The organism is Pararhizobium sp. LjRoot255 (assembly GCF_964252905.1).
In the GTDB taxonomy this organism is placed as follows: Bacteria; Pseudomonadota; Alphaproteobacteria; order Rhizobiales; family Rhizobiaceae; genus Pararhizobium.
This window is the reverse complement of the sequence record NZ_CAXUPQ020000002.1, coordinates 1364121-1377228: the sequence shown is the minus strand read 5'-3', so window position 1 is coordinate 1377228 and position 13108 is coordinate 1364121. Positions and strand designations below refer to the sequence as shown.

13 protein-coding genes and 1 pseudogene are annotated in these 13108 nt (G+C 59.8%); 4 read left to right on the top strand and 10 right to left on the bottom strand.

The features are described from left to right. Positions 1 to 103: 103 nt before the first annotated feature. Complete coding sequence (locus ACSQ2W_RS25585; RefSeq protein WP_436088905.1) at positions 104 to 871, bottom strand: AraC family transcriptional regulator; 768 nt, start codon at positions 869 to 871, stop codon at positions 104 to 106. Between the two features lie 92 nt (positions 872 to 963). Between ACSQ2W_RS25585 and ACSQ2W_RS25580 the strand changes: the two genes are divergently transcribed. Both ACSQ2W_RS25580 and ACSQ2W_RS25575 read left to right on the top strand, forming a co-directional pair. Then, the gene (locus tag ACSQ2W_RS25580; RefSeq protein ID WP_436088904.1) at positions 964 to 1500 is read left to right on the top strand and encodes a peroxiredoxin-like family protein; all 537 of its coding nucleotides are present in this window, start codon (positions 964 to 966) and stop codon (positions 1498 to 1500) included. 278 nt (positions 1501 to 1778) lie between these two features. Next, positions 1779 to 2543, top strand: a complete 765-nt coding sequence (locus ACSQ2W_RS25575) for a LysR family transcriptional regulator (RefSeq protein WP_436088903.1) — start codon at positions 1779 to 1781, stop codon at positions 2541 to 2543. A gap of 111 nt (positions 2544 to 2654) precedes the next feature. Here the strand turns inward: ACSQ2W_RS25575 and ACSQ2W_RS25570 are convergent, their stop codons facing one another. From ACSQ2W_RS25570 to ACSQ2W_RS25555, 4 genes are all read right to left on the bottom strand, one after another. After that, positions 2655 to 3989, bottom strand: a complete 1335-nt coding sequence (locus tag ACSQ2W_RS25570; RefSeq protein ID WP_436088902.1) for an NAD(P)/FAD-dependent oxidoreductase — start codon at positions 3987 to 3989, stop codon at positions 2655 to 2657. Positions 3990 to 4181: 192 nt separating this feature from the next. Further along, positions 4182 to 5504 (bottom strand): NAD(P)/FAD-dependent oxidoreductase, encoded by a 1323-nt coding sequence (locus tag ACSQ2W_RS25565; RefSeq protein WP_436088901.1) that lies wholly within the window; start codon positions 5502 to 5504, stop codon positions 4182 to 4184. Between the two features lie 20 nt (positions 5505 to 5524). After that, positions 5525 to 5950 (bottom strand): RidA family protein, encoded by a 426-nt coding sequence (locus tag ACSQ2W_RS25560; RefSeq protein WP_436088900.1) that lies wholly within the window; start codon positions 5948 to 5950, stop codon positions 5525 to 5527. Continuing rightward, positions 5950 to 7128: a DSD1 family PLP-dependent enzyme gene (locus ACSQ2W_RS25555; RefSeq protein WP_436088899.1), complete on the bottom strand. Its 1179-nt coding sequence runs from the start codon at positions 7126 to 7128 to the stop codon at positions 5950 to 5952. Before ACSQ2W_RS25555 ends, ACSQ2W_RS25560 begins: the two co-directional genes overlap by 1 nt. 91 nt (positions 7129 to 7219) lie before the next feature. Between ACSQ2W_RS25555 and ACSQ2W_RS25550 the strand changes: the two genes are divergently transcribed. After that, a complete protein-coding gene (locus ACSQ2W_RS25550; protein ID WP_436088898.1) occupies positions 7220 to 8149 on the top strand; it encodes a LysR family transcriptional regulator in 930 nt (309 codons plus the stop codon). A 215-nt stretch (positions 8150 to 8364) separates the two neighbouring features. Then, positions 8365 to 8484: pseudogene (locus tag ACSQ2W_RS25545) on the top strand (iron ABC transporter permease); the annotation flags it as partial. 68 nt (positions 8485 to 8552) lie between these two features. Here the strand turns inward: ACSQ2W_RS25545 and eutC are convergent. The 5 genes from eutC to ACSQ2W_RS25520 form a co-directional block, all read right to left on the bottom strand. Then, entirely contained in the window at positions 8553 to 9548 is a 996-nt protein-coding gene (eutC, locus tag ACSQ2W_RS25540) for an ectoine utilization protein EutC (RefSeq protein ID WP_436088897.1), read from the bottom strand. Continuing rightward, positions 9548 to 10531 (bottom strand): hydroxyectoine utilization dehydratase EutB, encoded by a 984-nt coding sequence (gene eutB / locus ACSQ2W_RS25535; protein ID WP_436088896.1) that lies wholly within the window; start codon positions 10529 to 10531, stop codon positions 9548 to 9550. Before eutB ends, eutC begins: the two co-directional genes overlap by 1 nt. A gap of 156 nt (positions 10532 to 10687) precedes the next feature. Next, positions 10688 to 12007, bottom strand: coding sequence for an NAD(P)/FAD-dependent oxidoreductase (locus ACSQ2W_RS25530; RefSeq protein WP_436088895.1), 1320 nt, complete (start codon positions 12005 to 12007; stop codon positions 10688 to 10690). A gap of 43 nt (positions 12008 to 12050) precedes the next feature. After that, positions 12051 to 12404, bottom strand: coding sequence for a cupin domain-containing protein (locus tag ACSQ2W_RS25525; protein WP_436088894.1), 354 nt, complete (start codon positions 12402 to 12404; stop codon positions 12051 to 12053). A 22-nt stretch (positions 12405 to 12426) separates the two neighbouring features. Next, positions 12427 to 13107, bottom strand: coding sequence for an ABC transporter permease (locus tag ACSQ2W_RS25520; protein WP_436088893.1), 681 nt, complete (start codon positions 13105 to 13107; stop codon positions 12427 to 12429). Position 13108: the final 1 nt, after the last annotated feature.

Here is a 13108-nt window from a genome sequence, read left to right as displayed (position 1 = left end):
TTGGACTTCCGCTCCCTAGCCCGGCTGCGACCGTGATTGCGAAGGATCAACCCACAACGAGTGACCCATGCCGCCACTCGTAACGCGGCCGGGCTCCGTGAGTCTAAATGGCTCCCTGTCCTTGGAAAGACGGCCAGTCTCCGAATTTTCGGAAGTAGGCACGAGAGAAGGCAGCAGCGCTGGAAAAACCGACTTGTCGTGCCACTGCCTTGACTCTGGCCCCTTTGGACAGCTTCCGCCGAGCAATGGTCAAGCGCCAATCCGTCAGATAAGCCTGTGGCGTCGTGCCGACGACGTCGCGAAAACGAGCCATGAAATGGCTTCGCGACATCCCCGCCACTGCAGCAAGGTCTTCGCTGTTCCAAGCGCGAGCCGGCGCGTCATGCATCGCAACTAACGTTCGGTGCAGAGCGGGATGGGACAGGCCTGCCAGCAACCCAGGCTGGGCGGCCCCGCGATCAATTGCTGACCGCAAGAGAAGTAGAACCATCACTTCGCAGAGCCGATTCAATGCCGCGCTCCGTCCGCATCGGGACCCCAGTGCCTCAGCCACAAAAGCGGCTGTCGTGTCGCGAAGGGTGGGTATGTCGTTGACTTCGACCCGCACTTGATCCGGCAAAGCGTTCATGAGCGGATTTTGCGGGCTCTCGAAATCGACCGTTGCAGTCACCAGAAATGGCGGCTCGGGAGTCACGTCACCACGCAGGCAAAGGATGATGCTTTCCGCAGGGCCTTCCGGCGCACCGACAACAAACAGCCTCGCTTGAATGTCACCGGCACGCGCTGGCTCCAATGAGGCCGACAGCTCGAACGTGTCAAAGAAGGCTGAGAGACGATCCACCCTTGAATGGAAAGTTAGATTTTCAATCATGTTTTTCGGACCATTGATCGCTTAAAGTATGTGACACTGAGGTTCCGACGTCAACGCGATGGCGTCGGCGGCACACAAAATGGAGTCAATCAATGTTAGTCCCGAGAATGCCGGCCCCTGGCCTGACCGTCAAAACACTCGATCACGGAGAGTTCGATCTCGCCAGCGAAACGCCCTCGCTCATGTCGCTTGTCTGCTTCTACCGCGGTCTCCACTGCCCTGTATGCGCCAGCTATCTGAAGGAGCTTGAACGAATGACGCCATCCTTCGCAGAAAGGGGCGTCAGCACCATCGCGATAAGCTCCGACGGTGAAGAACGCGCTCGGCAAATGGCAGATAAGATTGGTGCCGCGCACCTCCGCGTCGGTTACGGACTGCCTTTGAGCGTGGCACGGTTGTGGGGCCTCTATGTTTCAGCATCGCGCGGAAAGACTTCGATCGGCATCGAGGAGCCCGAATTGTTCTCCGAGCCAGGCGTCTTTTTGATAAAGCCAGATCAAACGGTCTATTGGCTCTCCGTTCAATCCATGCCGTTCGCGCGACCGAATTTCGCCGAGATGGTGCAAGCTTTGGATTTCGTGATCAAAAACGATTACCCGGCACGCGGCGAATACGCTGGCGAGGTGTAAGCCTTGGCTGCAACTATCCTACGGGTGACCGCGCCTGAACTCAGGTGCATCGGAGGCGCTTCATATCAAACGAGCGTGGTGGGCGATCGGCCGATTCCCTCCTCTTCCGACCTCTGAGGGACGTGAAGGTTCGACCACCCATGGCCGCTGTTGGCGACAAGCGCGACGAACGGTTTGATTGAGACCAAATCACGCCCGTGATGCCCTGCCCGGTTCTCATCGGGTAGGGCGAATCGTCGGATACTTCCGAGCTGGGTTGTGCTAGGGATTTGGTGAACATGATCCTGTTCCGAGGGCAGAACGTGCAACTTCGCCATCTCAAAACATTCACCGCAGTTGCTAATACTCTCAACTTCACGCGCGCCGCTGAACACGTACATCTTTCACAATCGAGTGTGACGATCTATGTGAGCTGCAACGATCCGGACTATTATTTCGGCTTACGCCCGATCGTTGAGGCCTTTCCGAAGGCGGCGGTCATCGCAAAACCGGTCACAGTCGCGGCAATCAAGGACAATGTCGAAGTCAAGCTGGGGGTTTGGGGGCCGCAGTTGAAGGAGAACGGTCCGCAGGCGCTGGCGGACGTGGTGATCCCCAAAGCTTCGGATGCCGCATCACTCGACCTGGAAGGCAACCTCATCGAGATCGTCGAGGTTCCGGATATGCACGACAGACGCTACCTTTTCGTACCAGCACTCGAAGCGGTATTCGGTGGCGTCCTCGTCGATTCCGGAAATCACGTCTGGGTCGCAGATACGGCAACCATCGAACTGCGCACGGCATGGATCAAAGCGCTCGACGGGATCATCACTCGCGCGCCGAAGATCGTCGTTCCCGGCCATCAGGTCGAAGGTGCCCCGCAAGGCATCGAGGCGGTCGAGTTTACGCGCGACTACCTTCTTGCTTTCGACAAAGAGCTGGCCCGCTCAAAAAACAGCGCGGAACTGATCGCAGCCATGACCAAGCTTTACCCGAACCTCGCCGACATCTCTTCGCTCGAACTCGGCGCAAAGGTCGCAAAGGGCGAGATGAAGTGGGGCTGAAGCCTCTTCGAAGCATCGGGATAAATTGGTAAGGGCATATCTGATCGCGAAAGTTGCGCTATCGGCGCCTCCGTCAATGCCGGTTCACGCAAATCGCGTCTTTGTCGGGTGTTACATCATTTCCGGACGTCTGATCGCCGAACCATCGATGAACCGGCTCAGTCTGTAGGGTGAGATGTCTGTCATCGGCGTTTCATTCAGGACGATCTCACTCACGAGCCGGCCGGCTCCTGGTCCGATAGCAAAACCGTGTCCGCTGAAGCCCGCGGCAATCACGTAACCGGGCAGTTGCTCCACTCTTGAGATAACGGGAACGAGATCCGGAGAGGTATCGATGAGCCCTCCCCACGCGCGCTCGACCCCAATCCCTTTGAGCGCCGGGTATTCGCTCTCAAGGTTCTTGATGGCGAGTTTGACAAGTTCAGCGTCGGGCGCCGGATCCAGAATGCGGTTCTTTTCAAACGGCGAAATCTCGTCGTTCTCCCAACTGCCGAACGCATCTGGACCACTCCAGAAGCTGCTGTTGAGGCGATATTTGAGCTTCTTGCTGATCTTGCTGCGATACATCTGGTAGAATTTGAAGGCGTATCGCATTCCCCGCGGCGTGATGTCGAGCGTACCATGTCCCGGTACGGCAACCGTGTAGGAGCCGTCTGTCCGACGCCGCAGCACGAAGTTTGAAGCCGAGAGGCATCCTGCCTGAATGATTTCGGGCGCGGGAGTCGTCTTGATCGCGGTCCCGGAGATATTTGCGACTGGAAGCTCAATGCCATAGCGATGAGAAAAGCGGGAAGCCCATGCTCCGCCAGCGCAAACAACGGTGCTCGCTTTCACAAGTCCTCGTTCCGTCCACACTCCTGTTACCCGGCCGTTGGCAATGTCGAGGCCCCGAACGGCGCAGTTCTGATGGAGCGATACGCCGTTTTCCTTCGCGACCTCGGCGATGGCAGGCACAGCAAGGCTGGGCTCCGCTCTCCCATCGGTCGGAGACCAAACGCCGCCCACCCAGGAGGATGTGCCACCCGAAGTCCGCTCGTTAGCCTCCGAAGCACTGAGTATCTGGCTGTGAAATCCCTGAACGCGTGCAGCCTGGCCCCACTTTTCCCATCGGGCGACATCCGCCTCGTTTTTGGTGCAGTAAAGTATCCCGCTGCGCCGGAACCCAAGATCGCGGCCGATCTCGGTGCCCAATTCTTCCCAGCGCCGCAGACTGTACATGGCAAGGGCCAGCTCGTAGATATCGCGGTTCTGCTGGCGCACCCATCCCCAGTTCCGGCTTGACTGCTCGCCGCCGACGATGCCCTTTTCAAGCAGAGCAACGGACACCCCTTTGCGGGTGAGCTCATAGGCCGTGCAGGTACCGACGATCCCCGCCCCGATGACGACGACATCGACCTGGGTTGGAAAAGAGGCGCTGTCACTTACTTTCTGAACCTCGACCGGCATAATTTCTATTCCTCTGGCCTCATGCATGAATATCCGGTCATCTCCGACAGGAACGCTGGCACCCTTAATAGTTTTTCATCGCGAACACGCAACGTTTCCAACCCCTCGCCGATGGCGATGACGTCGACATCTGTTCCGCCGACCTCACGCGCGCGTCATCGGCGGCCATCTCCCGGCCTGTGTCCGGCACGATCAGAGCCCGCCCACCTCGACTCTGGAACCGTCAAAGAAGCGTGACAGACGGAAGGGCGTGGGATCAACGCAAGGCCTATCGTTAGCAACCAGGTCAGCCGCCAGGCGGCCGATGCCCGGGCCAATGCCGAAGCCATGGCCGGAGCCGCCCGCGGCCAGATAAAGGCCTTTCACATGATCGGACGCCGAGATGACCGGTACCGCGTCCGGCGTGCAATCCACATAGGCGCCCCAACTGTCGGCGACTTCGATGCCCGCTAGCGCAGGGAACTGCTCTGTAACACCTTTCAGAATAGCCGCGATCGTACGGCGGCTCGGCGTTGGGTCGAGAACACGCATCCGCTCGAAAGGCGAATGCGTCTCCATGTTCCAACTCGCGAACGCTTCCGGTCCATGGAACATGGATCTGCCGACGCCGATCTGGACCGATTTCAGTCGCTTCAGAAACATCGGCATGAACCAGCGCGCATAGCGAAGGCCTTGCGGCGTGATATCCAGCGTCGCCCTGCCGCTGATAGCAAGCGTGTAGCTGCCATCCAACCTGCGGGTCAACGAGCACTCCGGCGTATAGATCGCCTCGCCGAGATTGGCTGTGGGCCGCGTACGAATTGCGGTCTGGCGCACGCTCGCCTGCGGGAATTCAACGCCGTACTGGCGGCAGAACAAGGATGTCCACGCACCGCCGGCGCTCAGAACGGCCTGCGTCCTGATAAGCCCTCTTTCCGTGATCACCCCGGCAACTGCACCATTGACGATATCAAGGCCGCGTGCAGCGCATTCCTGGTGGATAGTCGCGCCAAATTTGCGCGCGCCGTTCGCGATCGTCGGCGCGGCAATGGCAGGCTCGCCTTTGCCATCATCGACTGAATGGACCCCGCCGAGCCATTGGCGACCGTGCGCCGGAATCCTGTCATGCGCTTCTCTGGCCCTCAGCATCTTCGTGTTGACGTTGAACTGCCGGGCAGTATCAAGCCATTGTTCCCATTCCGCCAATTGCTGGGCGTTATCTGTCGCGTAGAACAGACCGCATCGGCGGAAGCCGACGTCGTCGCCGATTTTGGCCGCAATCTCGTCCCACAACTGCAAGGAGATCCCCGAGAGCGGCAGCTCGCGCTCGTCACGGTTCTGTCGGCGACACCAGCCCCAGTTGCGGCTCGACTGCTCGCCGCCGACATAGCCCTTTTCCACCAAAGCAACGGAGAGGCCCCGCTCTGCGAGCGAAAATGCCGCCGACGCGCCGATAATGCCGCCACCGATGACGACGACATCCGCCTTCGCGGGAAGCTCTTGATCGCTCTGTATGCGTTTGAGAAGTGGAGACATTGAGACTGACCTGAACTGATTTATTCTGGACCGTTTGCTGCTGGTCCGGCGGGAGCACTTTGGGCGAGCACGGCTATCGCATCGACTTCGATGTGATAGCCGTAGTGGAGTTCGGGCACCGGAACGACGGTGCGAGCCGGACGGGCATTCCCCAGCCGTGCTGCGTAAACCTGGTTGAAGCGGGGCCAATTGCTCACGCCGACGATATAGGCCGTCACCCTGACGAGATCGGCCGGGGTTCCGCCGGCAGCCTCCAAAACCGCCAGCATATTGTCGATGGCCTGCCTCGTCTGCGTTTCGAAGCTGTCGTCGGCAAGCGGCTCTCCACCCGGCCGGATCGGGAGCTGCCCGGAAATATAGAGATGCTGACCGGCCAGCTTCGCCTGCGCGTAATGACCCGCAGGGCTGGGCGCACGATCGGTATTTACGGTTATGGATTTGGACATCACCAGCCTCCGAAGCGCGGCCAGCAGGCCTCAACGGCGTGCGAGCGACCGCGGACCACATGATAGGCTGCGTGCTGCGAAGCGGTAGCGCACGCATGGTTAGGCAGGATCCGCACCCGGTCTCCGACCGCCAGATCGGGTAGGCGGGCGCCCGACCCGGGCCGCACGGCGATAATTCCATGCTCCTGGTTCGCATCGGCAACGATGATGTCCCGATAGGCGTTGCCGTCGATGTCACAGACGAGACCATAGCCCTGATCGACGGCTTGCTTGCTGGTGCCACGGTCCCGCGACAGCGACATCCATCCGCCATCGGTTATGATCCAGCCCTTCTCGCGCTGGTGTCCGATAACGGTCGCAAGGACGCTGAGCGCGATGTCATCGACCTGGCAAACCCCGATGCCTGCCATAACCAGATCGAAGAACACAAACACACCAGCGCGGACTTCGGTCACTCCGGCAAGGTCCTTCGCGTGATGGGCCGTCGGCGTCGAGCCGACGCTGACGACCGGGCACGGCAGGCCCGCACTGCGCAGAAGCTGCGCGGCTTCCACAGCGGCCAATCGCTCCGCTTCCGCATAGCGCTGCTGTGCCTCGACGCCCCCACCCTTGTAGCTGTCGCCGGCATGGGTCAGAACGCCACGCAGCTCGGCACCTGCCGCCAACACCTGCCCGATCTCCAACAACTGGACGTGATTGGCGGGCACAACACCCGAGCGGTGGCCGTCGCAATCGATTTCGATCATGGCAGGGATGCGCATTCCGGCGTTTCGGGATGCCTGCGCGACGGCCTGCGCCTGCTCGACAGTATCCAGAATGGCCACGAGATCGACGCCCTTGGCGCGCAACTCGGCGACACGCGCGAGCTTCGCCGGGGCGATGCCGACCGCATAGATCATGTCGCGAACGCCTGCGGCCGCGAACTGCTCGGCTTCCTTCAGCGTGGAGACGGTCGCGGGGCCCTCAGGCGAGGTCATGACCCGCAAGGCCACTTCGATCGACTTCGTGGTCTTCAGATGCGGTCGCAGTGACACGCCCAGGCCGTCGAGCCGGCTCCTGAGCCGCGTGACATTCCTGTCCATCCGGTCCGCGTCCAGAACCAGACAGGGCGTTTCCAGCGCCTCAAGGCTGGTCGTGGCGGTCAGACGGGCGGGCGGGTCGATCGTCGCTAGATCCATGAATCCGATCTCCAATTCGAATTTTATCTTGTCGCGAAACCATAAAGATGACAATTAATGCTAGGTGAATGTTCGCTTCAGGCTTGGATTAATGCTGACGTCCGACGATCTTGCCTTCTTTTCGGTCCTCACCGGCTCGAAATCTCTCGCAGAAAGCGCGAGAAAGCTGAACGTAACGCCTCCGGCGGTGACCCAGCGCTTGCGCACGCTCGAGGAGAAAGTCGGGGTGCGGCTGATCGACCGCTCCGGACGACGCCTGCTGCTGACCGAAGAGGGCTCATTGGTGGCGTCTCACAGCGTTATCGTCGGTGAAGCCATCGACTCGCTGGCCGAGGCATTAGCTGATCGCAGGGGTGCGGTTCGCGGACACCTCCGGGTCGCAGCGCCACATGGGTTCGGACGGCTCTATGTCGCCCCGGTCGTGGATGCCTTCGCACGCGAACACCACGGCGCGACCGCGACCCTGCAGCTGTCCGACCATCCGACGGCCCTGCTCGTCGAAAGCTACGATGTCGTTGTCCATATCGGGGCGTCGGGGCATCTGGACCAGGTCGTTACGACATTGGCACCGAACCCCCGGATTCTCTGCGCAAGTCCGAAATACCTTGACTCGGCTCCGCCCATTTTGTCGCCCGCTGACCTTGCTCAACATCGCTGTCTTGCCATTCGGGAGAATGACGAGGACGTGACGCTGTGGCGCTTCACGGGACTGCGACAGGAAAATGTGACGGTGCGTGTCGATCCAGTCATGTCGAGCAACGACGGTGCCGTGATCCGCGAATGGGCGCTTGCACACCAAGGAATCATGATCCGTTCCGAGTGGAACGTTGCAGAAGATCTCGCTGAGGGACGGTTGCGGCAGGTGCTCCCCAACTGGAAGCTCCCGCCGGCCGACATCGTCGCCATGCTCGGCTCGCGGCACGGGCGAAGCGCGCGGACTGCCGCTTTCCTGACGATGCTTCGCCAGTCGCTGAAGCCGCTGCCCTGGCGAGCCGCCCGCGCCGGGTCGCCTCGTCAGTAACCGAGGATTTTCGTTACCCGATCGCTTGTAGCCACCAAACGCGGCCGCCCGTCCCAAGCCGGATAGTTGATATGAACCTATCGGGCACGGATCCGCGCGTCGATCCGCCGTGCCCGCTCCGGATCTGAAGACTGGACATGGCGCCCAATCCATAGAAGGTGTCGTTGGCAATCGCGATTGCCTCTTCTTCGTCCTAGTAAGGCATGATCGACCATAGTGCGGCGGTCTCGCTTTCGGTGGGCGCCTTCGCTGCCTTCCTGCTCGTCGCGCTCCTTTCGAATGGAGCATGTGGCGGTGGCGATCGAACTATCCTGGCCGGCGTCGCCGCATCGCGAGCGGCAGCCAACGCTGCCCGAAGCTCGTCATCTCGGGCAAGCCGCAAAACCGGTTCCCAAGCAGCCTCTTAGCTCTCAAACATCTTGCCGGCGTTGAGTTCGTCAGCACGCTGAAAGGCCAACGTGGCAATTGCTGTATCCTGAACACCTGTACCGGTAAGATCGGCTATTGTGATGTCTGCATCGCGAGTACGTCCGACTTTCTCGCCGGCAATAATTTGGCCCAGTTCCGGAAAATCCGTGTCCGCCGCAAACAGCCCAGCCGCTATGGCATGGTGAAGCTCACCCAGCCTCCGTGTCTGTTTTAGGCTGTCCGCCACATAGACGTCTGCGCGCCCAATGGCGGCCGGATCGATCTCGTTTTTATGTTCGGCGTCGGAGCCCATGGCTGTCACGTGCTGCCCGGGTTCAAGCCAAGAGGCATCAAGAATCGGCCGGCCTGCAGGCGTCGTTGTCACAATGATATGAGAACCCGATACGGCTTCCTTTGGATCGGCGAAGGCAATGACCGGCAAGCTGTGCTCGCGCTTCAACTGTTCGACGAGCGCCTCCGCCTTGCGCTGATCACGCGCCCATATACGCACTTCTCGGATTGGTCTCACCAGAGTGAGTGCTTGGAGTTGCAGTCTCGCCTGGACTCCGGCACCGAAGATGGTTGCGATCGAGGCATCTTCACGCGACAGATGTTTTGCCGCGACAGCACCAGCAGCCGCCGTCCTAACGTCGGTCAGGTAACCATTGTCTAGGAGCAGTGCCTGAACTAGTCCGGTTTTACTCGAGAGCAAAACCATCATGCCGTTTGTGCTCGGAAGACCGATCTTCGGATTGTCAAAGAAACCGGGGCTAATTTTGATCGCGAAACCGCTCAAGCCTGGAATATACGCGGTTTTCACATCGACCTCGCCTCTGCTCTCAGGCACATCCAGACGTAGAATGGGCGGCATCTTCACCGCATCCTCGACGGCCAGTGCGCGAAAAGCGGCTTCCACGCATTTAACGGCATCGAGGTCGAGCTGGATGATCTGTCTGAGCTCAGGCTCAGTGAGTATTTTCATAATAGGCATCAATCCACCTCAGTCGCTATATCAAGTCCGTTGATGACGTTTCGATGCAGCGTCATGTCGATATTTTGGCCCGACAAGATAACTGCTACCGGACCTTTGAGATGAGCCAGCTTGCCGGAAAGCAGCGCCGCGATACCAACTGCGCCAGCGCCCTCGACTATCTCACGCTCATACTCATAAGCGTGCCGGATACCGGCTGCTATCTCGCGTTCATTGACGAGGACAACATCGTCGAGAAGGGCTTTGCACATCGGGAAAGTCCAAGCGTTATCCAACCCGATGCCACCTCCCAGCGAGTCGGCCAGACTGCGATACTCCGTCACCTGCACCGGGTGACCAGCGTCGATACTAGCCTTCATGGCTGCCCCTCGGTCCATGGTGACACCGATGACCTTAGCCTCGGGTCGCTTGGCCTTTATGGCTGCCGCGACGCCTGCGGCCAATCCACCTCCAGAAAGAGGAACGAGAACTGCCGCGACCTCGGGCATCGCCTCGGCGATTTCGAGCCCGACGGTTCCCTGGCCGGCGATGACGTGGGGATGATCAAAAGGCGGGATCATGCTGAGCCCATCCTCTGCAACTAGCCGTTCGACTTCCTGTTGTGCGTCGTCCTGCGACGAACCCACGATGCGCACTGTTGCGCCCAGCCGTCGGATTTCGGATACCTTGTTTTCCGGCACCAGACGCGACATGCAGATGGTCGCGCGAGAGCCAACTGCCCGAGCAGCATAGGAAAGTGCTCTTCCGTGATTGCCGGTTGAGGCTGCGATGACGCCGCGATCGCGCTCCAATTGGCTGAGTTGAAGAACTGCGTTTGTTGCACCCCGGAGCTTGAAGCTACCGGTCAATTGGTGATGCTCCAGCTTCAAGCTGACCTGCGCTCCGATGCGTTCGGAGAGCGACGTCGATGTCGTCAGAGGAGTATGGAGGACGTGACTGGCGATGCGCTCACGTGCCTGCTCGATCAAGTCCTGGCTAATCATATTATTTCACCTGCCCTAGAAACCGTCACGACCGATGGAGTGCGTCTTCGTCCGCCGCCATTGAAAAGGAAACCTCGGGCAGATGCCTCGAGAATGCTCCAGCGAAGACGGCGCCTCGAACGGCGTCGCACAGAAAGAGAAACGCCATTGCTTGCTTCAGCTGTTCTGGCGACGGCGAAGGGTCTTCCTGTCGCGCCGCTCATACATCGAATAGACGATCGGGATGAACCACGGCTTGCCGGAATAGAACGGCACGGCCTTGGGAGCTGGATCGAAGTCGAAGGCGGACCGCGATTGCTCCTCGTCGCCGAGGATCTTGAACGCCGCCTTCTTGCCCAGCCAGCGCCCCCATACGATACCGGAGCCACAAAAGCCGGTCGCATAGACTGTGTTGCCAGACGAAAACATGCGCGGAATCATATCGCGGTTCATCGCGACGTATCCGAACCAGCTATGCGTAAGGCCGACACCGGCGAGTTCCGGAAAGAGCCTCGCCAGTTCGGTTTGTAAATGCACGGTCGGGGCGATGGGATCACCCTCAGTCGTACCGTCTCGTCCGCCGAACAAGATCCGTGTGCAATCCGGTGAAGGGCGATAATAGTAGCTCAGTTTTCGCATGTCGCCATGCATCATGCGGGCGGGCATCACGCGATCTAGAGTCTCCTTGCCCAATGCCTCTGTCGCTATGATCCTGCTGCGGACCGGGACCAGGCGGCGGCGCAGCCATGGATCGAAACCATCGGTGTATCCATCGGTGCAGACGAGGAGTTTTTTGGCAAACACCTCGCCGCGTTGGGTTTGGATGCGCACACCGGCGGCGTCGTTGGCTGAACTCAAGACCGCGGTGTTCTCGTGAATGATGGCATTGGCCGCGTGTGCGATGCGGATCATACCGGCAAGCAGCTTTGCGGGGTGCAGACCGCCAATGTCCCTGCGTACCAGACCTCCAACATAGAGATCCGTCCCGATGTACTTTCTAACGTCGGCCCGCTCGACGGGAAAGGCCTCGATATCCAGGGTGCTGCGAAGGAAGTCGGCGTGACGACGAAGCTCATTGGCCTCATCGGCCGTCATGGCTCCGTCGAACAGACCCGACAGGAAGAAGTCGCATTCGATACCCTCCTCCTTCAGGAAACGCCCGAGATCCTCCCGCGCAGCCTTCCCCTCCATGAGGATGCCGTTTGCCCTGTCCTCTCCGAAGCGCTTGATGAGCTCCTTGCGCCCCGGTCGGATGCTACCGCTCGCCATCCCACCGTTACGGCTGGATGCTGCCTGACCCAAAGCTTGACGATCAAAGAGCTGAACATGCTTGCCTGCCCGCGCCAGTTCGATCGCCGCGGACAAGCCGGTATATCCACCCCCGACGATGGCCACGTCACAGGTCTTGTCGACGTCCCGAACCGGCAGCGACGGGAACGTGCAGTCGTCCCACCAATAGGGCGTTGATTTAACCGAATGCTGAAGAGTTTGGGTCATGAGCGGATACCGTAATGGATAGGATGCACCGGGCTGGTGATGATTAGTCGCGGCAGACCCAGAGCTTGCGCGTGGTCTCAATCACCTTCCAGGTACCCACGAACCCGGGATGCATGACGAAGCTGTCACCTGCGACGATCCGGCGCGGTTCGCAGCCGTCCTCCGTCAGTTCCGAAACGCCGGAAAGAATGACACAAACCTCGAATGTCTCGCCCTTGATCGAGCGATAGGCGCCGGGCGTCGCTTCCCATAGACCGGAACGAACAACGCCGTCCGCGGTCTGGGCGATGTCCCAGGACAGGAACTGCGGGTTGCCCTCGATAAGCCGGTCGGGCGCGGGCTGACCCTTGCGCGGCTCCGGAAGGTTGTTCTGATCGACGAAGGTGAGGTTGGTCATGATTTAGCCTTTCTGGGGTGGGTTATCGGACAAGCGACAAGCGCCGTTCGAGGAGTTTCAATGCCGTTAGAGCAACGACGTTCATGGCGAGATAGAGGGCGGCGCTGATGATGAAGATGTCCATGATCGCGAAGGTCTCGCTCATCAACCTCTTGGCGTATCCGGTGATTTCCAGCACGGTGATCGTCGATGCGAGGCTCGATTCCTTGACGATAATCGCCGCCTCGCTGCTGTAGGCAGGCAGTGCCTGGCGCAATGCCAGCGGAAACTTCACCCGCGTGAAGACATGCCAGGGAGACATGCCGCAGGCTTCGGCCGCCTCGATAAGACCCTTGGGCAGAGAGAGGAAAGCGGTGCGGAAGATTTCAGCGGTGTAGGCGCCGGTGTTCAGCACGACGGCAAGGATCGCCGCGTGCAGGCTATCGCCAATCATCCACCATAGCACCGGGTTGTGACGGATGAAGCCTACCTGTGCCAGCCCGTAATAAATGACGAATATCTGCACCAGCATCGGCGTCCCGCGGAATATTGCGCAGTAGGTGTCGCAGATGTTGCGCAGAACCCTATTCTTCGAGCCGCGCCCAAGGCCGACGACGATACCGAACGGGAATCCGAAGACAATTCCGAACAGGGCGATCAGCAATGTTGTCTTGGCGCCGACAAGCAGGAAGGGAACGGCGTAGGTGATGATATCGAGATCCATA